Source organism: Agromyces sp. Marseille-Q5079, assembly GCF_051016555.1.
GTDB lineage: Bacteria > Actinomycetota > Actinomycetes > Actinomycetales > Microbacteriaceae > Agromyces.
Window position 1 is genome coordinate 185,756 of sequence record NZ_JBPEJF010000001.1, and the last position, 16,335, is coordinate 202,090.

A 16,335-nucleotide genomic window follows, 5' to 3' on the forward strand; every position below is an offset into this window, starting at 1 on the left:
ATGCCGCAGCCCGATCGTCGTCGCCGCGAGGGCCCAACCAGGCCGTTCAGCCGATCGGAACGGGCGTGATGCCGAACGCCGCGAGCGCCGCGGCACCGCCGTCCTCGGCGGTGAGGACCCAGATGCCGTCGGCGTGCACGGCGACCGAGTGCTCCCAGTGCGCCGCATCGGCGCCATCGGACGTCGTCACGGTCCAGCCGTCGTCGCGGATGAAGGTCTCGATCGAACCCGCCACGATCATGGGCTCGATCGCCACGACGAGTCCGGGCTTCACGACCGGACCGCGCCGGTCGACGCGGTAGTTGAACACGGGCGGCTCCTCGTGCATCGACCGGCCGATGCCGTGGCCGACGTAGTCGGTGAGGATGCCGAACTCGCCTTCGCCTTCGACGAACTCCTCGATGGCGAATCCGACCTCGTTGAGGCGCCGAACGCTCGCGAGCGCCGCGATGCCGTGCCACAGCGCGGCCTCGGTGACCTCGCTGAGTCGCGTTCGCGCCGCGACGACGTCGGGCCGATCGGGGTCGGGGATCACCGTCGTGAACGCCGCGTCGCCGTTCCATCCGCCGACCTCGGCGCCGCCGTCGACCGAGACGATGTCGCCCGGCCGGAACGGACGGTCTCCCGGGATGCCGTGCACCACGTCGTCGTCGACCGACACGCAGAGCGTGTGGCGGTAGCCGGGTTCGAGCTTGAAGTTCGAGCGTCCGCCTCGATCGAGGATCGCCCGCTCCGCGGCCGCGTCGAGGTCGAGGCCGGTCGCTCCCGGCAGGATGAGCCGACGTGCCTCAGCCAGCGCGGCGGCGGTCGCCGCACCGGCGGCGCGCATGTCGCGCAGCTCCTGCGGCGACTTGTAGATCGACCGGCGGAACACGCGGGTCAGGCTGCGGCGCCGTTGCCGCCGGAACCGCTCACGACCAGGCCGCGGCCCGCGAGTCCGTCGAAGATGCGCTGCGTGACCTCGTCGAGCGTGCCGACGCCGTCGACCTTCACCACGACGCCCTGCTCGCGGTACACGTCGAGGATCGGAGCGGTCTCGCGCTCGTAGATCGCGAGACGGTTGGCGATGACCTCTTCGGTGTCGTCGGTGCGCCCCTGCTGAACGGCACGATCGCGCAGTCGCGAGATGCTCTCCTGACGGGGGACGTCGAGTTCGATGACGGCGTCGAGCGACTCGCCGCGACCACCGAGGAACGCCGCGAGGTCGTCGACCTGCCCGCGGTTGCGGGGATACCCGTCGAGCAGGAAACCGCGCGCGGCATCCGGTTGCTCGAGGCGGTCGCGAACGAGTTCGCTGGTGAGCTCGTCGGGGACGAGGTCACCGGCCTCGATGATCGCCTGCACGCGGACACCGAGCTCGGTGCCGCCCGCGACGTTCGCACGGAAGATGTCGCCCGTGGCCACCTGGGGCACGCCGAACGCCTCCGCGACGAGCACGCCCTGCGTGCCCTTGCCGGAGCCCTGAGGTCCCACGATGAGGAACCTGGCAGAGTCGGTGGCGGACGCCGTCATCGGAGGAGCCCTTCGTAGTGGCGCTGCTGGAGCTGCGCATCGATCTGCTTCACGGTCTCGAGACCGACGCCGACGATGATCAGGATCGAGGCGCCGCCGAACGGGAAGTTCTGGTTGGCGCCGACGAGGCTGAACGCGATGAGCGGGAGCAGGGCGATCGCGCCGAGGTAGAACGAGCCCGGCAGGGTGATGCGGGTGAGCACGTAGTCGAGGTACTCGGCGGTCGGGCGGCCGGCACGGATGCCGGGGATGAAGCCGCCGTACTTCTTCATGTTCTCGGAGACCTCGTCGGGGTTGAACGTGATCGCGACGTAGAAGTACGTGAATCCGACGATGAGCAGGAAGTACAGGAGCATGTAGAGCGGGTGATCGCCCTTGGTGAGGTAGTTCGTGATCCACACGACCCACGCCTGGGGCTCTTCGCCCGCCGCCGGCTGGTTGAACTGCGCGATGAGCGCGGGCAGGTACAGCAGCGACGAGGCGAAGATGACGGGCACGACGCCGGCCATGTTGACCTTGATCGGGATGTACGTGTTGTTGCCGCCGTACGTGCGCCGACCGACCATGCGCTTGGCGTACTGCACCGGCACGCGACGCTGCGACTGCTCGACGAAGACGACCGCGATGACCACCAGGATTCCGACGGCGAGCACCACGAAGAACGTGTCGAGGCCGCGGGCCTGCGCGATCGACCAGAGCGAGCCGGGGAAGCTCGAGGCGATCGACGTGAAGATCAGGAGCGACATGCCGTTGCCGATGCCGCGCTCGGTGATGAGCTCGCCCATCCACATGATGAGGCCGGTACCGGCGGTCATGGTGATGACCATGAGGAGGATCGCGTACCAGGCGTCGTTCGTGATCAGCTGCGAGCAGGACGGGTCGCTCGACGGGAAGAGCGCGCCGGAGCGTGCGACCGTGATGAGCGTCGTCGACTGCAGGACCGCGAGGGCGATGGTCAGGTAACGCGTGTACTGCGTGAGGCGGCCCTGGCCCGACTGGCCCTCCTTGTAGAGGGTCTCGAAGTGGGGGATCACCACGCGGAGCAGCTGCACGATGATCGACGCCGTGATGTAGGGCATGATGCCCAGCGCGAAGATCGACAGCTGGAGCAGCGCTCCGCCGGAGAAGAGGTTCACGAGCTCGTAGAGGCCCGTCGTGGTCTGGCTGGCGGCAAGACAGGCCTGCACGTTGCTGAAGTCCACGAACGGCGCCGGAATGAACGAGCCGAGTCGGAACAGGGCGACGATGCCCAGCGTGAACCCGAGCTTGCGGCGTAGATCCGGCGTGCGGAAGATCCGCCCGATGGCGTTGAACACTCGTCCTCCTGTTGCTCCGTCGTGGAGTCAGTCCAAATATGGCTCGAGCCTGTCGAGACCCCCGTGAATCATACGCGAGGTCCCGACAGGCTCGAACCGGTTGTGGTGCTTTGGTCTACTTGACCGAACCGCCGGCGGCGACGATCTTCTGCTCAGCGGAGCCGGAGACCTTGTCGACCGCGACGTTGAGCTTGACCTGGAGGTCGCCGTTGCCGAGCACCTTGACGCGCTCGTTCTTGCGGACGGCACCCTTGTCGACCAGGTCGGCGATGGTGACGTCGCCGCCCTTCGGGTACAGCTCTGCGAGCTTGTCCAGGTTCACGACCTGGTACTCGACGCGGAACGGGTTCTTGAAGCCACGCAGCTTCGGCGCACGCATGTGGTGCGGAAGCTGGCCACCCTCGAAGCCGGGGCGGATGTTGTTGCGGGCCTTCGAACCCTTGGTGCCGCGACCGGCCGTCTTGCCCTTGGAACCCTCACCGCGTCCGACGCGGGTCTTGTCCTTCTTGGCACCGGGGGCCGGACGAAGGTGGTGCACCTTGAGCACGGGCTCGCGCTTCTCGGCGACGTCCGCCTTGGGGGCGGCCTTCTTCGCGGGCGCCTTCTTCGCAGGAGCCTTCTCGGCAGCTGCGTCGTCGGCCTTCGCGGCGGCGGCCTTGGCCGGCGCCTTCTTGGCAGCGGTCGCCTTGGGGGCGGCCTTCTCAGTGGCGGGCTTTGCAGCCGCCTTCTTCGCGGGAGCCTTCTTGGGGGCTTCTGCGGCGGCGTCGATCTTCTCGTCAGCCATTAGTCAATCTCCTCAACCTTCACGAGGTGAGCGACGGTGTTGACGTACCCGCGGTTCTGCGGGTTGTCCTCACGCACGACCGACTGGCCGATTCGCTTGAGCCCGAGGCTGCGCAGCGTGTCACGCTGGTACTGCTTCTCGCTCACCTTGGACTTGATCTGGGTCACCTTGAGCTGCTTGGCCATCAGGCACCTGCCTTCGCTGCTGCGGCGGCCTCGGCCGCCTGAGCCTCGGCACGCAGCAGACGGGCCGGTGCGACCTGGTCGTAGTCGAGACCACGACGGGCGGCCACGGCGCGCGGCTCCTCGAGCTGCTTCAGCGACTCGACGGTTGCGTGCACGATGTTGATCGTGTTCGACGAGCCGAGCGACTTCGACAGCACGTCGTGGATGCCCGCGCACTCGAGGACGGCGCGCACCGGACCACCGGCGATGACACCGGTACCGGGCGAAGCCGGACGCAGGAGGACGACACCGGCGGCCGCCTCACCCTGCACGGGGTGCGGGATCGTCGAACCGACGCGAGGCACGCGGAAGAAGTTCTTCTTCGCCTCCTCGACGCCCTTCGAGATCGCGGTCGGGACCTCGCGCGCCTTGCCGTAGCCGACGCCGACGAGTCCGTTGCCGTCACCCACGACGACGAGCGCCGTGAAGCTGAAGCGACGGCCGCCCTTGACGACCTTCGACACGCGGTTGATGGTCACGACGCGCTCGAGGAACTGGCTCTTCTCGGCGTCGCGGCCACCGCGGTCGCGGCCACCCTGGTTGCGGTCGCGACCGCCGCCACGGCGGTTGTCGCGCTCGTTGCGAGCCGGCTCAGAGGCTGCGGCCGTCTCGACGGGTGCCTCTGCAGTCACCTCGGTCTCCTTAACAGTGTTCTCACTCACAGGTTGAGCCCTGCCTCTCGCGCTCCATCGGCGATCGCTGCGACACGACCGGCGTACTTGTTGCCGCCGCGGTCGAAGACGACCGACTCGATGCCGGCCTGCTTCGCACGCTCAGCGACGAGCTCGCCGACCTTCTTGGCCTTGGCGGTCTTGTCGCCGTCGAACGCACGGAGGTCTGCCTCCATGGTCGAGGCGCTGGCGACGGTCAGGCCCTTGCTGTCGTCGACGACCTGCACGAACACGTGACGGGCCGAACGCGTGACGACGAGGCGCGGGCGCAGCTCGGTGCCGACGACCTTCTTGCGAAGGCGGGTGTGGCGGCGCGAACGCGCAGCCGTCTTGGTCTTCACAGCCATGATTACTTACCTGACTTTCCGGCCTTGCGACGCACGACCTCGCCGGCGTAGCGGATGCCCTTGCCCTTGTAGGGCTCGGGCTTCTTGATCTTGCGGATGTTCGCAGCGGTCTCGCCGACGGCCTGCTTGTCGATGCCGGCGACCGTGATCTTGTTGTTGCCCTCGACGGTCAGCGTGATGCCCGCAGGGGCCTCGACCGTGACGGGGTGCGAGAAGCCGAGTGCGAACTCGACCGCGGAACCCTTCTGCGCGACGCGGTAACCGGTACCGACGATCTCGAGGCCCTTGGAGTAGCCCTGAGTGACGCCGATGATCTGGTTCGCGATCAGCGTGCGGGTGAGACCGTGCAGCGAGCGCGACGCGCGCTCGTCATCGGGGCGGGTGACGAGAACCTGGTTCTCCTCGACCTTGGCCTCGATGGGCGACGCGATGGTGAGCGCGAGCTCGCCCTTGGGGCCCTTGACGGCGACGGCGGAGCCGTCGATCTTGACCTCGACACCGGCGGGGATGTCGATGGGGAGTCGTCCGATTCGTGACATGGAACTACCACACGTAGGCGAGGACTTCCCCACCCACGCCCTTCTTCTCGGCCTGGCGGTCGGTCAGCAGACCGCTGGAGGTGGACAGGATCGCGACGCCGAGGCCGCCGAGCACCTTGGGGATCTCGGTCGACTTCGCGTAGACGCGGAGGCCGGGCTTCGAGACGCGCTTGATGCCAGCGATCGAGCGCTCGCGGTTCGGGCCGAACTTGAGGGTCAGCGTGAGCTCCGTGCCGACGCGGGCGTCGGAGATCTCGAAGCCGGCGATGTAACCCTCCTTGGTGAGGATCTCGGCGATGTGCGACTTGAGCTTGGAGTTCGGCATCTTCACGGAATCGTGGTGCGCCGAGTTCGCATTGCGAAGGCGGGTCAGCATGTCAGCGACCGGGTCGGTCATCGTCATGACAGATGTTTCCTAACGTTCACCAGGTTTCAGCATCCGTTACACGAGTGCTGACCTGTGGTGGTTGGTTCCGACGGATGCCGGAACCGGGTCGGATGCCGCGGGGCGAGCCCGCGGCATCCGAGGTTCACTTGGACTCGGTGGCCTTGAACGGGAAGCCGAGCGCCTTGAGCAGCGCGCGACCCTCGTCGTCGTTCTTGGCCGTGGTCACCACAGTGATGTCCATGCCGCGAACGCGGTCGATCTTGTCCTGGTCGATCTCGTGGAACACGGACTGCTCCGTGAGACCGAAGGTGTAGTTGCCGGTGCCGTCGAACTGCTTGTCCGAGAGACCGCGGAAGTCGCGGATACGGGGCAGTGCGAGCGAGAGCAGACGGTCGAGGAACTCCCACATGCGGTCGCCACGGAGGGTGACGTGCGCGCCGATGGGCTGGCCCTCGCGCAGCTTGAACTGCGCGATGGACTTACGTGCCTTGGTGACCTGCGGCTTCTGACCGGTGATCTTGGTGAGATCGGCGATCGCGCCGTCGATGACCTTGCCATCGCGTGCTGCCTCGCCGACACCCATGTTCACGACGATCTTCACGAGGCCCGGGACCTGGTGCACGTTGGTGTAGCCGTGCGCCTCGGTGAGGGTCTTCGAGATCTCGTCCCGGTACTTGGTCTTCAGTCGCGGCTGGATTTTGCCAGCCTGCGTAGCCGTGTCGGTCATCAGATGTCCTTGCCTGACTTCTTTGCGTAACGAACGCGGACCGTCTTGGTGACGCCGTCCTTCGTGATCTGCTCTTCGCGGAAGCCGACGCGGGTCGGCTTCTTCGTCTCGGGGTCGATGAGAGCCACGTTCGACACGTGGATCGGCGCCTCGTGGGTCTCGATGCCGCCGGTCTTCGAACCGCGCTGCGTCTGGCCGACGCGCACGTGCTTGGTGACGAAGTTCACACCCTGCACGACGACGCGGTTCTCGGCGACGAGCACCTCGATGACCTTGCCCTGCTTGCCGCGGTCTCCGCCGCGAGCCTGGCTGCGGCCCGAGATGACCTGAACGAGGTCACCCTTCTTGATGTTGGCCATGACTAGATAACCTCCGGTGCCAGCGAGATGATCTTCATGAACTTCTTGTCGCGAAGCTCGCGACCGACCGGTCCGAAGATACGGGTGCCGCGAGGGTCACCATCGTTCTTCAGGATCACCGCGGCGTTCTCGTCGAACTTGATGTAGGAGCCGTCGGGACGACGGGTCTCCTTGACGGTACGGACGATGACGGCCTTGACCACATCGCCCTTCTTGACGTTGCCGCCGGGGATCGCGTCCTTGACCGTGGCGACGATGACGTCACCCAGGCCGGCGTAGCGACGCTTGGACCCGCCGAGCACGCGAATGGTGAGCAGCTCCTTGGCGCCGGTGTTGTCGGCGACCTTGACTCGTGATTCCTGCTGAAGCACTGTTGTCTCCTTCTAACAAGCAAGCCAGAGGCTTACTTGGCCTTCTCGACGATTTCGACGAGGCGCCAGCGCTTCGTGGCGGAGAGCGGACGGGTCTCGGTGATCACGACGAGGTCGCCGATGCCGGCGGAGTTCTGCTCGTCGTGGGCCTTGATCTTCGAGGTGCGGCGAATGACCTTGCCGTAGAGCGGGTGCTTCACGCGGTCCTCGACCTCGACGACGATGGTCTTCTCCATCTTGTCGCTGACGACGTAGCCACGACGAACCTTGCGGTACCCGCGAACGAGCTCGGCCGACTCGGCGACCTCGGCTGCAGCAGCCTTCTTGGTCTCAGCCATGATCAGGCCTCCTTCGTCTCTTCGGTCTCGGCCGGGGCAGCAGCCTCGGCCTTGGCCTTCTTCGTCTTCTTCTCAGCCTTGGCCGGAGCCTCGACCGGTGCGGGAGTGGCACGGATGCCGAGCTCGCGCTCACGGATGACCGTGTAGATGCGGGCGATGTCGCGCTTGACCGCGCGCAGGCGGCCGTGGCTCTCGAGCTGACCGGTGGCCGACTGGAAGCGCAGGTTGAACAGCTCTTCCTTGGCCTTCTTCAGCTCGTCGACGAGTCGCTCGTCTTCAAAGGTGTCGAGCTCGACGGTGGCGAGCTCCTTCGTTCCGACGGACATTATGCGTCGCCCTCCTCGCGCTTGATGATGCGTGCCTTGAGGGGCAGCTTGTGGATGGCACGGGTCATGGCCTCGCGGGCGAGCTCCTCGGAGACGCCCGAGACCTCGAAGAGGACCCGTCCCGGCTTGACGTTCGCGACCCACCACTCGGGCGAACCCTTACCGGAACCCATGCGGGTTTCGGCCGGCTTCTTCGTGAGCGGACGGTCGGGGTAGATGTTGATCCACACCTTGCCGCCACGCTTGATGTGACGCGTCATGGCGATACGAGCGGACTCGATCTGACGGTTGGTCACGTAAGCGGGCGTCAGCGCCTGGATGCCGTACTCACCGAACGACACCTTGGTGCCACCGGTGGCCTGGCCCGAGCGGCCGGGGTGGTGCTGCTTGCGGTACTTGACTCGACGGGGAATCAACATGGTTATGCCTCAACTCCTGCTGCCACCGGCTCCTGCGCCTTGGGCGCACGGCGGGGACGGTCATTGCGGTCGCCGCGGGAGGGCTTCTGCGAAGCCTGCTCGCGGGCGAGCTCCTTGTTGGTGATGTCGCCCTTGTAGATCCAGACCTTGACACCGATGCGACCGAAGGTGGTCTTCGCCTCGTAGAAGCCGTAGTCGATGTTCGCGCGAAGCGTGTGCAGGGGCACACGGCCTTCGCGGTAGAACTCCGACCGGCTCATCTCGGCGCCGCCGAGGCGGCCCGACACCTGGATCCGGATGCCCTTGGCGCCGGCGCGCTGAGCGCCCTGCAGGCCCTTGCGCATCGCGCGGCGGAACGCCACACGTGCGGTGAGCTGCTCGGCGATGCCCTGGGCGACGAGCTGGGCGTCGGCCTCGGGGTTCTTGACCTCGAGGATGTTGAGCTGGATCTGCTTGCCGCTGAGCTTCTCGAGGTCGGCGCGGATGCGCTCGGCCTCGGCGCCGCGGCGGCCGATCACGATGCCGGGACGCGCGGTGTGGATGTCCACACGCACACGGTCACGGGTGCGCTCGATCTCGATGCGCGAGACTCCCGCGCGGTCGAGCGACGTCTGGAGCAGGCGACGGATCTTGACATCCTCGGCGAGGTAGTCGGCGTAGCGCTGTCCGGGCTTGGTCGAGTCGGAGAACCACCGCGACACATGGTCGGTGGTGATGCCGAGACGGAAGCCGTACGGGTTTACCTTCTGACCCATTACTTCGTACCCTCCTCGGGAGTGGCGAGCACGACGGTGATGTGGCTCGTTCGCTTGTTGATGCGGAAGGCACGACCCTGAGCACGCGGCTGGAAACGCTTGAGGGTGGTGCCCTCATCGACGAATGCGCGGCTGATGTAGAGGTCCTGCTCGTCCAGGTAGGTGTTCGTTGCATCGGCCTTGACGCGAGCATTCGCGATGGCCGAGGCGACGAGCTTGTACACCGGCTCGCTCGCACTCTGGGGTGCGAACTTCAGGATGGCGAGTGCCTCCTGTGCCTGCTTGCCGCGGATCAGGTTGACGACGCGACGGGCCTTCATGGGGGTCACGCGGATGTGACGCACGCGTGCGATCGACTCCACCATTTCTCTCCTCCTTTTTCGCCCCCGCGTCAGCGGCGGCGACCCTTCTTGTCGTCCTTCACGTGTCCACGGAAGGTGCGGGTGGGGGCGAACTCGCCGAGCTTGTGACCCACCATGGTCTCGGTGACGAACACCGGGATGTGCTTGCGGCCGTCGTGCACGGCGATCGTGTGCCCGAGCATGGCCGGGATGATCATCGAGCGACGGGACCACGTCTTGATGACGTTCTTGGAACCGGCTTCGTTTGCGACGACGACCTTGCGAAGCAGGTGCTCGTCGACGAAGGGGCCCTTCTTAAGACTGCGAGGCATCTTCTCTTACTCCTACTTGCGCTTCTTGCCGACGGTGCGACGACGGACGATGAGCTTGTCGCTGGGGAGGTCGCGCTTACGCGTGCGGCCTTCCTTCTGACCCCAGGGGCTGACGGGGTGACGTCCACCGGACGTCTTGCCCTCGCCACCACCGTGCGGGTGGTCGACCGGGTTCATGGCGACGCCACGCACGGTCGGGCGGACGCCCTTCCAGCGCATGCGGCCGGCCTTGCCCCAGTTGATGTTCGACTGCTCGGCGTTGCCGACCTCGCCGATCGTGGCGCGGCAGCGCGCGTCGACGTTGCGGATCTCGCCCGACGGCAGACGGAGCTGCGCGTAGGGGCCGTCCTTGGCGACGAGACGCACCGACGCACCGGCCGAGCGGGCCATCTTGGCACCGCCGCCGGGGCGGAGCTCGATCGCGTGCACCACGGTACCGGTGGGGATGTTCTTCAGCGGCAGGTTGTTGCCCGGCTTGATGTCGGCGTTCGGGCCCGACTCGATGGGGTCGCCCTGCGACAGCTTCGCCGGAGCGAGGATGTAACGCTTGGTGCCGTCGGCGAAGTGGAGCAGCGCGATGCGGGCGGTGCGGTTGGGGTCGTACTCGATGTGAGCGACCTTGGCCGGCACGCCGTCCTTGTCGTTGCGACGGAAGTCGATCACGCGGTACTGGCGCTTGTGGCCACCACCGATGTGACGGGTCGTGATGCGGCCCTGGTTGTTGCGACCACCGGTCTTCGAGAGCGGCTTGAGCAGCGACTTCTCGGGCGTCGAGCGCGTGATCTCCGCGAAGTCGGCGACGGACGAACCGCGGCGACCGGGCGTCGTGGGCTTGTACTTACGAATAGCCATGTTCTTCCTCTGCTCCTTAGCCGACAGCCGTGAAGATGTCGATCGAGCCGGACTTGAGGGTGACGATCGCGCGCTTGGTGTCCTTGCGCTTGCCCATGCCGAAACGCGTACGACGGGTCTTGCCCTGACGGTTCAGAGTGTTGATCGACGCCACCTGGACGTTGAAGATCTTCTCGATGGCGAGCTTGATCTCGGTCTTGTTCGAGCGGGGGTCCACGGTGAACGTGTACTTGCCCTCGTCGATCAGGCCGTAGCTCTTCTCCGAGACGACCGGCGCGATGATGATGTCGCGCGGGTCCTTGTTGTGTGCGGCGCTCATGCCGAGACCTCTTCCTTCTTCGCCGTCTTCGCGGCGATGAACGCCTCGAGCGCAGCGGTGCTGAAGACGATGTCGTCCGAGACGAGCACGTCGTAGGCGTTCAGCTGGTCGACCCGCAGCACGTGCACGGTCGGGATGTTGCGGACGGCGCGCTCCGAGAGCTCCTCGTCGCGCGTGAGCACCACGAGGTGGCGCTTCGCCGGGGCGATTGCCGTGAGCAGCGCGAGCGCGTCCTTCGTCTTGGCGACCTCGCCGGCGACGAAGCCCTCGACCGCGTGGATGCGGCCGCCGCGTGCGCGGTCGGAGAGGGCGCCGAGCAGGGCGGCGGCGATCATCTTCTTGGGGGTGCGCTGCGCGTAGTCACGCGGCTGCGGGCCGTGGACGATGCCACCACCGGTCATCTGAGGAGCGCGGATCGAGCCCTGACGAGCGCGGCCGGTGCCCTTCTGCTTGAACGGCTTGCGGCCGGCGCCGGAGACCTCACCACGGGTCTTGGTCTTGTGGGTGCCCTGACGCGCGGCGGCGAGCTGGGCGACGACGACCTGGTGGATCAGCGGCACGTTGGTCTGCACGTCGAAGAGCTCGGCGGGGAGCTCAACGGTGCCGGACTTCTTGCCGGTGACGTCGAGGGTGTCGATGGTGTTGGTCGCGGTAGCCATGGACTACGCCCCCTTCACTGCGTTGCGGACGAAAACGAGGCGGCCACGCGCACCGGGGACGGCGCCCTTGACGAGCAGCAGGCCCTTCTCGGCGTCGACGGCGTGCACGCGGAGGTTGAGCACGGTCACGCGCTCGCCACCCATGCGGCCGGCCATGCGCATGCCCTTGAAGACGCGGCTGGGCGTCGACGAGGCACCGATGGAACCGGGCTTGCGGTGGTTGCGGTGCGAACCGTGCGAGGCGGAGACGCCCTTGAAGTTGTGGCGCTTCATGACACCGGCGAAGCCCTTGCCCTTGCTCGTGCCGACGACGTCGACGAGCTGGCCGGCTTCGAAGGCACCCTCGACGGGGAGCTCCTGGCCGAGGGAGTACGACGCGGCATCCGCGGTGCGGACCTCGGTCAGGTGGCGGCGGGGGGTCACGCCTGCGGCGGCGAAGTGGCCGGTCGCGGGCTGGTTGACCTTGCGCGGGTCGATGGCGCCGGCGGCGATCTGCACAGCCTCGTAGCCGTCACGCTCGACGGTGCGGAGCTGGGTGACCACGTTGGGGGCGATCTCGATGACGGTCACGGGAACGAGCTTGTTGTTCTCGTCCCACACCTGGGTCATGCCGAGCTTGGTGCCGAGCAGACCCTTCACGTTCTTGGTAGCGGAAGACATCTGTTACCTCAGAGCTTGATCTCGATGTTGACGTCGGCCGGCAGGTCGAGACGCATGAGCGAGTCGACGGCCTTGGGCGTCGGGTCCACGATGTCGATGAGGCGCTTGTGGGTGCGCATCTCGAAGTGCTCGCGGCTGTCCTTGTACTTGTGGGGCGAACGGATGACGCACACCACGTTCTTCTCGGTCGGAAGCGGCACGGGGCCGACGACCGTGGCGCCCGCGCGGGTCACCGTGTCGACGATCTTGCGCGCCGAGCTGTCGATGACCTCGTGGTCATACGACTTCAGTCGAATGCGGATCTTCTGTCCCGCCATCTCGGACTCTCTCTCTGTCAAGGCGTCGTACCCCTTCCGAGGGCATTGGACGCCGCGTAGCGACTTCTGGTGAAGCAACCACTGTTCATCTGTCAAAGGCCGTGATCGAGCCTGTCGAAACCACCGTGACTCGGTGACCTCGGCACGCTCGACCCGCGAGCCGTATCCCCGACCCCCGCGCCCGGGCGTGTCGTCCTGGCGGAAGACATGGATCGCCCATGGCGTGTTGTGTGGGATTCGGTTCAGTGTTCTGCTGCCCGCGGCCTAACCTGACCCCTTGCGCACCCTGGCATCGTGTCCGTGGACATCGCGCCTGTGCGCGGGTGGTTATGCACTGCCTGGCAGTGATTCGAGCGCGTGCCGTAACGCGCGCTCGAAATGTTGAACTCACCAAGTTTGCCATATTCGGCACATTGCTGCAACCCGGGCGTGTCGCGCACGCTCCCGGCCGCTGCGGATGGCCGAATACCGCTCATCGGTAGCCCGATTCTCCCACGCAGGCCTGAGAGTCTTCCGGGCGCGCGCACCGGACTTCCGCGTCAGCTCGGCCGACATGATGGAATCGGAACATGACCACCGATGGAGAAGACCTCGCCCGCGCGCACCGCATCAGCGAGCGGATCGGACCGGGCAGCGTCTCGGTCGCCCGCACCGGCGATCGCACGTTCGAGGGCCTCAACGAACGCGGCGCCACCATCCGGATCGGCCATGCCGAGGCCGAGGGGCACTTCACGCCCGGCGAGCTGCTCAAGCTCGCGCTGGCCGCCTGCGCGGGCATGAGCGCCGACCGCGTCATCTCTCGCCGCCTGGGCGAGGATGTCGCGTACACCGTCTGGGCGCACGGCACGTCCGAGCCCGACAACCGGTACGACCGCATCGTCGAGGAGCTCCTGCTCCCCCTCGCCGGCCTGGACGCCGACGAGCGCGCGAAGCTGGAACGCCTCATCGACGCCTCGATCGATCGCAGCTGCACCGTCGCCAGGAGCGTCGAGCACGACATCGACCTCGAGCGCCAGATCGTCGACGTCGACGTCGACGGCTGACTCCGGCCGACACGACGGCCGTGCGGGCCGAGTCCCTGGCTGCCCGAGTGCGCCGGGGCATCCGCTCACTCCGCGTCGCGGGTGCTCCGGCAGACCTGCATCTCCTCCGCCGCCACCTGCGGCGCGTACGCCCCCGTGGCCAGCACTCCGATCAGGGCCGCCGTGAATGCCGCCATCACGACGCGCGGATGCGCCCCGACCGCGCCCGTGCGGCGTCGGAACGGGTCCTCGATCCACCGCTTCGATGCCGCGGCCACGGCGAGCGAGAGCCCGACGAGCAGCACCATGAGCCACGGCGGGCTCGGCATGCCGAGGAGCATCGGCGTGAACATGAAGATCGGCCAGTGCCAGAGGTAGAGCGAGTACGAGATGTCGCCGGTCCACTGCACCGGCTTCAGCCGCACGAGCGCCGCCGGCGACCACCGCGGCTCGGGCATCCCGGCCCAGATGATCGCGAGGGTCCCGGTCACCGGGAGCAGGGCCCAGAGCCCGGGGAAGGCCGCGTCGTCGCGGAACGTCGCGATCGGCACGACGATGAGGGCGATGCCGACCCAGGATGCCGCCGCCCGCAGCGAGGGCGCCGCCGTGGCCCTGAACCGGCTCGAGCCGAGCACCAGGGCGAGCAGTCCCCCGACGCCGAACTCCCACGCGCGACCGAAGGTCGAGAAGTACGCGAGGTTGTGGTCGGCGGCCGTGAGGGCCAGCGAGGCGATGAAGGATGCCACGGTGGTCACTCCGAGCACCACCGCGAGCATCGGCACCGCGCGCCCGCGCCGGAGGCGCGCGAAGGCCAGCGCCGCGAGGATCAGCAGCGGCCAGACGAGGTAGAACTGCTCCTCGACGGAGAGCGACCAGAAGTGCTGCACGGGCGTCGACTCGAGCGCCGCGGACGCCGGGTTCTGCGAGTCGATCGCCAGCCGCCAGTTCTCGACGTAGAAGGCACTGGCCACGATCTCGCGGAAGTACGCGGCCCAGTCCCGGTACGGGGCCAGGGCGAGCGTGAGGATCGAGACCGCGATGAGCACGGTCATCGCGGCCGGGAGGATGCGACGGGCCCGGCGCACGTAGAACGAGGAGAGCGACAGGCGCCCGGTGCGCTCCACCTCACGGACCAGGAGCGCCGTAATCAGGTACCCCGACACCACGAAGAACACGTCGACGCCCATGTACCCCGCCGGTGCGACGGCCGGCCACCCGTGATGGAGCACGACGGCCGCGACGGCGACGGCCCGGAGCGCTTGGACCTCGGGCCGGATCGTCGTCGTTCGTCGATCGAGCTGGTCGTTTGCCATCCCCTCGAGCGTAACCCGCATACGGGGGGTACGCCATGTCCGGCAGGTTACGCCGAACCGTGAGTCCGATCCGTCCCGTTCGGGCCCGTCGATTCCGGCCCGTCATTCCGGGCCGCGAACCTCGCTCGAGGGCCTGGAACGACAGAACGGGGCCGGACCCGAAGGTCCGACCCCGTTCAAGGTCGCGATCGCGAAGGACTTACTTGATGACCTTCGTGACGGTACCGGCGCCGACGGTGCGGCCACCCTCGCGGATGGCGAAGCCGAGGCCCTCCTCCATGGCGATCGGCTGGATCAGCGCGACCGTCATGTCGGTGGTGTCGCCGGGCATGACCATCTCGGTGCCCTCGGGCAGCGTGATGACGCCGGTGACGTCGGTGGTGCGGAAGTAGAACTGCGGACGGTAGTTCGCGTAGAACGGGTTGTGACGCCCACCCTCATCCTTGGACAGGATGTACGCGGTGCCCTCGAAGTCCGTGTGCGGGGTGACCGAGCCGGGGGCCACGACGACCTGGCCGCGCTCGACGTCCTCGCGCTTGGTACCACGGAGCAGGAGACCGCAGTTCTCGCCGGCCCAGGCCTCGTCGAGCTGCTTGTGGAACATCTCGATACCCGTGACCGTGGTCTTCTGCGTCGGGCGGATGCCGACGATCTCGACCTCGGAGTTGATCTTCAGCGTGCCACGCTCGGCGCGGCCCGTGACGACGGTGCCACGACCGGTGATCGTGAAGACGTCTTCAACCGGCATGAGGAAGGGCTTGTCGCGGTCGCGCACCGGGTCCGGCACGGACTCGTCGACGGCGTTCATGAGCTCGAGGACCGAGTCGGCCCACTTCTCGTCGCCTTCGAGAGCCTTGAGGCCCGAGACGCGGACGACGGGGGCGTTGTCGCCGTCGAAGCCCTGGCTCGAGAGCAGCTCGCGAACCTCGAGCTCGACGAGCTCCAGGATCTCCTCGTCGTCGACCATGTCGGACTTGTTCAGCGCGACGAGCAGGTAGGGCACGCCGACCTGCTTGGCGAGCAGCACGTGCTCACGCGTCTGAGCCATCGGGCCGTCGGTGGCGGCGACCACGAGGATCGCGCCGTCCATCTGAGCCGCACCGGTGATCATGTTCTTGATGTAGTCGGCGTGACCAGGAGCGTCGACGTGCGCGTAGTGGCGCTTCGGCGTCTCGTACTCGACGTGCGAGATGTTGATCGTGATGCCGCGCTGACGCTCTTCGGGAGCCGAGTCGATCGACGCGAAGTCGCGCTGAACGTTGGTCGCCGAGGGGTACTTGTCAGCAAGCACCTTCGAGATCGCCGCGGTGAGCGTGGTCTTGCCGTGGTCGACGTGACCGATCGTTCCGATGTTGACGTGCGGCTTGGTCCGCTCGAACTTGGCCTTAGCCACTGTGGGTCCTCCTCAGGACTCGTGTAGAGCCTCCGGGCGCTGGATTGCGAC

General features: G+C 67.0%; 26 protein-coding genes. 1 reads left to right on the forward strand and 25 read right to left on the reverse strand.

Annotated elements, in window-relative coordinates; translation table 11 throughout:
• Positions 1–46: 46 nt before the first annotated feature.
• From map to rpsJ, 23 genes are all read right to left on the reverse strand, one after another.
• Positions 47–874 carry a type I methionyl aminopeptidase gene (gene map, locus ACR3IO_RS00855; RefSeq protein ID WP_434069282.1) on the reverse strand — a complete coding sequence of 276 codons (828 nt, stop codon included), beginning with the start codon at positions 872–874 and terminating at the stop codon, positions 47–49.
• Positions 875–879: 5 nt separating this feature from the next.
• Positions 880–1,512, reverse strand: coding sequence for an adenylate kinase (locus tag ACR3IO_RS00860; RefSeq protein ID WP_434069283.1), 633 nt, complete (start codon positions 1,510–1,512; stop codon positions 880–882).
• Positions 1,509–2,828: a preprotein translocase subunit SecY gene (gene secY / locus ACR3IO_RS00865; protein WP_434069284.1), complete on the reverse strand. Its 1,320-nt coding sequence runs from the start codon at positions 2,826–2,828 to the stop codon at positions 1,509–1,511. The genes ACR3IO_RS00860 and secY overlap by 4 nt, the downstream gene beginning before the upstream one ends.
• Positions 2,829–2,943: 115 nt before the next feature.
• Positions 2,944–3,612: a 50S ribosomal protein L15 gene (gene rplO / locus ACR3IO_RS00870; RefSeq protein ID WP_434069285.1), complete on the reverse strand. Its 669-nt coding sequence runs from the start codon at positions 3,610–3,612 to the stop codon at positions 2,944–2,946.
• Positions 3,612–3,797 carry a 50S ribosomal protein L30 gene (rpmD, locus tag ACR3IO_RS00875; protein WP_055860148.1) on the reverse strand — a complete coding sequence of 62 codons (186 nt, stop codon included), beginning with the start codon at positions 3,795–3,797 and terminating at the stop codon, positions 3,612–3,614. Before rpmD ends, rplO begins: the two co-directional genes overlap by 1 nt.
• Positions 3,797–4,468: a 30S ribosomal protein S5 gene (rpsE, locus tag ACR3IO_RS00880; protein WP_372493386.1), complete on the reverse strand. Its 672-nt coding sequence runs from the start codon at positions 4,466–4,468 to the stop codon at positions 3,797–3,799. The genes rpmD and rpsE overlap by 1 nt, the downstream gene beginning before the upstream one ends.
• 26 nt (positions 4,469–4,494) lie before the next feature.
• Entirely contained in the window at positions 4,495–4,854 is a 360-nt protein-coding gene (gene rplR, locus ACR3IO_RS00885) for a 50S ribosomal protein L18 (protein ID WP_156999956.1), read from the reverse strand.
• 2 nt (positions 4,855–4,856) lie between these two features.
• On the reverse strand, positions 4,857–5,393 hold the full coding sequence (gene rplF / locus ACR3IO_RS00890) for a 50S ribosomal protein L6 (protein ID WP_434069286.1): 537 nt from the start codon (positions 5,391–5,393) through the stop codon (positions 4,857–4,859).
• Positions 5,394–5,397: 4 nt separating this feature from the next.
• Entirely contained in the window at positions 5,398–5,796 is a 399-nt protein-coding gene (gene rpsH / locus ACR3IO_RS00895; RefSeq protein ID WP_434069287.1) for a 30S ribosomal protein S8, read from the reverse strand.
• A 127-nt stretch (positions 5,797–5,923) separates the two neighbouring features.
• Positions 5,924–6,508 carry a 50S ribosomal protein L5 gene (gene rplE, locus ACR3IO_RS00900; RefSeq protein WP_434069288.1) on the reverse strand — a complete coding sequence of 195 codons (585 nt, stop codon included), beginning with the start codon at positions 6,506–6,508 and terminating at the stop codon, positions 5,924–5,926.
• On the reverse strand, positions 6,508–6,867 hold the full coding sequence (gene rplX / locus ACR3IO_RS00905) for a 50S ribosomal protein L24 (RefSeq protein WP_434069289.1): 360 nt from the start codon (positions 6,865–6,867) through the stop codon (positions 6,508–6,510). Before rplX ends, rplE begins: the two co-directional genes overlap by 1 nt.
• Positions 6,868–6,869: 2 nt before the next feature.
• Positions 6,870–7,238: a 50S ribosomal protein L14 gene (gene rplN, locus ACR3IO_RS00910; protein ID WP_156999952.1), complete on the reverse strand. Its 369-nt coding sequence runs from the start codon at positions 7,236–7,238 to the stop codon at positions 6,870–6,872.
• Between the two features lie 32 nt (positions 7,239–7,270).
• The gene (gene rpsQ, locus ACR3IO_RS00915; protein WP_156999951.1) at positions 7,271–7,576 is read right to left on the reverse strand and encodes a 30S ribosomal protein S17; all 306 of its coding nucleotides are present in this window, start codon (positions 7,574–7,576) and stop codon (positions 7,271–7,273) included.
• Between the two features lie 2 nt (positions 7,577–7,578).
• A complete protein-coding gene (gene rpmC / locus ACR3IO_RS00920; RefSeq protein ID WP_434069290.1) occupies positions 7,579–7,902 on the reverse strand; it encodes a 50S ribosomal protein L29 in 324 nt (107 codons plus the stop codon).
• Positions 7,902–8,321, reverse strand: a complete 420-nt coding sequence (gene rplP / locus ACR3IO_RS00925; protein WP_022889731.1) for a 50S ribosomal protein L16 — start codon at positions 8,319–8,321, stop codon at positions 7,902–7,904. Before rplP ends, rpmC begins: the two co-directional genes overlap by 1 nt.
• 2 nt (positions 8,322–8,323) lie before the next feature.
• Complete coding sequence (gene rpsC / locus ACR3IO_RS00930) at positions 8,324–9,076, reverse strand: 30S ribosomal protein S3 (RefSeq protein ID WP_434069291.1); 753 nt, start codon at positions 9,074–9,076, stop codon at positions 8,324–8,326.
• Positions 9,076–9,441: a 50S ribosomal protein L22 gene (rplV, locus tag ACR3IO_RS00935; RefSeq protein WP_055860181.1), complete on the reverse strand. Its 366-nt coding sequence runs from the start codon at positions 9,439–9,441 to the stop codon at positions 9,076–9,078. Before rplV ends, rpsC begins: the two co-directional genes overlap by 1 nt.
• 26 nt (positions 9,442–9,467) lie before the next feature.
• Positions 9,468–9,749, reverse strand: a complete 282-nt coding sequence (gene rpsS / locus ACR3IO_RS00940; protein ID WP_055860184.1) for a 30S ribosomal protein S19 — start codon at positions 9,747–9,749, stop codon at positions 9,468–9,470.
• 12 nt (positions 9,750–9,761) lie between these two features.
• Entirely contained in the window at positions 9,762–10,601 is an 840-nt protein-coding gene (rplB, locus tag ACR3IO_RS00945) for a 50S ribosomal protein L2 (RefSeq protein WP_157428794.1), read from the reverse strand.
• 16 nt (positions 10,602–10,617) lie between these two features.
• Positions 10,618–10,920, reverse strand: a complete 303-nt coding sequence (gene rplW, locus ACR3IO_RS00950) for a 50S ribosomal protein L23 (RefSeq protein ID WP_022889726.1) — start codon at positions 10,918–10,920, stop codon at positions 10,618–10,620.
• Positions 10,917–11,579 (reverse strand): 50S ribosomal protein L4, encoded by a 663-nt coding sequence (gene rplD / locus ACR3IO_RS00955; RefSeq protein ID WP_434069292.1) that lies wholly within the window; start codon positions 11,577–11,579, stop codon positions 10,917–10,919. Before rplD ends, rplW begins: the two co-directional genes overlap by 4 nt.
• Positions 11,580–11,582: 3 nt before the next feature.
• A complete protein-coding gene (rplC, locus tag ACR3IO_RS00960) occupies positions 11,583–12,239 on the reverse strand; it encodes a 50S ribosomal protein L3 (protein ID WP_156999946.1) in 657 nt (218 codons plus the stop codon).
• 8 nt (positions 12,240–12,247) lie between these two features.
• Positions 12,248–12,556, reverse strand: coding sequence for a 30S ribosomal protein S10 (gene rpsJ, locus ACR3IO_RS00965; RefSeq protein ID WP_030147986.1), 309 nt, complete (start codon positions 12,554–12,556; stop codon positions 12,248–12,250).
• A 569-nt stretch (positions 12,557–13,125) separates the two neighbouring features.
• On the opposite strand from rpsJ, the gene ACR3IO_RS00970 reads away from it, so the two are divergent.
• The gene (locus ACR3IO_RS00970) at positions 13,126–13,599 is read left to right on the forward strand and encodes an OsmC family protein (RefSeq protein ID WP_434069293.1); all 474 of its coding nucleotides are present in this window, start codon (positions 13,126–13,128) and stop codon (positions 13,597–13,599) included.
• 65 nt (positions 13,600–13,664) lie between these two features.
• Here ACR3IO_RS00970 and ACR3IO_RS00975 read toward each other — a convergent pair whose 3' ends face one another.
• Positions 13,665–14,891, reverse strand: a complete 1,227-nt coding sequence (locus ACR3IO_RS00975) for an acyltransferase family protein (protein ID WP_434069294.1) — start codon at positions 14,889–14,891, stop codon at positions 13,665–13,667.
• Positions 14,892–15,090: 199 nt separating this feature from the next.
• Positions 15,091–16,284, reverse strand: coding sequence for an elongation factor Tu (gene tuf / locus ACR3IO_RS00980; protein WP_434069295.1), 1,194 nt, complete (start codon positions 16,282–16,284; stop codon positions 15,091–15,093).
• Positions 16,285–16,335 lie beyond the last annotated feature (51 nt).

Excerpts from the sequence above, each read along its gene's own strand:
- ACR3IO_RS00860 (WP_434069283.1), bottom strand. The coding sequence starts at position 1,512 with ATGACGGCGTCCGCCACCGACTCTGCCAGGTTCCTCATCGTGGGACCT.
- rplO (WP_434069285.1), bottom strand. The coding sequence starts at position 3,612 with ATGGCTGACGAGAAGATCGACGCCGCCGCAGAAGCCCCCAAGAAGGCT.
- rpmD (WP_055860148.1), bottom strand. The coding sequence starts at position 3,797 with ATGGCCAAGCAGCTCAAGGTGACCCAGATCAAGTCCAAGGTGAGCGAG.
- rplR (WP_156999956.1), bottom strand. The coding sequence starts at position 4,854 with ATGGCTGTGAAGACCAAGACGGCTGCGCGTTCGCGCCGCCACACCCGC.
- rplF (WP_434069286.1), bottom strand. The coding sequence starts at position 5,393 with ATGTCACGAATCGGACGACTCCCCATCGACATCCCCGCCGGTGTCGAG.
- rpsH (WP_434069287.1), bottom strand. The coding sequence starts at position 5,796 with ATGACGATGACCGACCCGGTCGCTGACATGCTGACCCGCCTTCGCAAT.
- rplE (WP_434069288.1), bottom strand. The coding sequence starts at position 6,508 with ATGACCGACACGGCTACGCAGGCTGGCAAAATCCAGCCGCGACTGAAG.
- rplX (WP_434069289.1), bottom strand. The coding sequence starts at position 6,867 with ATGGCCAACATCAAGAAGGGTGACCTCGTTCAGGTCATCTCGGGCCGC.
- rpsQ (WP_156999951.1), bottom strand. The coding sequence starts at position 7,576 with ATGGCTGAGACCAAGAAGGCTGCTGCAGCCGAGGTCGCCGAGTCGGCC.
- rpmC (WP_434069290.1), bottom strand. The coding sequence starts at position 7,902 with ATGTCCGTCGGAACGAAGGAGCTCGCCACCGTCGAGCTCGACACCTTT.
- rplP (WP_022889731.1), bottom strand. The coding sequence starts at position 8,321 with ATGTTGATTCCCCGTCGAGTCAAGTACCGCAAGCAGCACCACCCCGGC.
- rpsC (WP_434069291.1), bottom strand. The coding sequence starts at position 9,076 with ATGGGTCAGAAGGTAAACCCGTACGGCTTCCGTCTCGGCATCACCACC.
- rplV (WP_055860181.1), bottom strand. The coding sequence starts at position 9,441 with ATGGTGGAGTCGATCGCACGCGTGCGTCACATCCGCGTGACCCCCATG.
- rpsS (WP_055860184.1), bottom strand. The coding sequence starts at position 9,749 with ATGCCTCGCAGTCTTAAGAAGGGCCCCTTCGTCGACGAGCACCTGCTT.
- rplB (WP_157428794.1), bottom strand. The coding sequence starts at position 10,601 with ATGGCTATTCGTAAGTACAAGCCCACGACGCCCGGTCGCCGCGGTTCG.
- rplW (WP_022889726.1), bottom strand. The coding sequence starts at position 10,920 with ATGAGCGCCGCACACAACAAGGACCCGCGCGACATCATCATCGCGCCG.
- rplD (WP_434069292.1), bottom strand. The coding sequence starts at position 11,579 with ATGGCTACCGCGACCAACACCATCGACACCCTCGACGTCACCGGCAAG.
- rplC (WP_156999946.1), bottom strand. The coding sequence starts at position 12,239 with ATGTCTTCCGCTACCAAGAACGTGAAGGGTCTGCTCGGCACCAAGCTC.
- rpsJ (WP_030147986.1), bottom strand. The coding sequence starts at position 12,556 with ATGGCGGGACAGAAGATCCGCATTCGACTGAAGTCGTATGACCACGAG.
- ACR3IO_RS00970 (WP_434069293.1), top strand. The coding sequence starts at position 13,126 with ATGACCACCGATGGAGAAGACCTCGCCCGCGCGCACCGCATCAGCGAG.
- ACR3IO_RS00975 (WP_434069294.1), bottom strand. The coding sequence starts at position 14,891 with ATGGCAAACGACCAGCTCGATCGACGAACGACGACGATCCGGCCCGAG.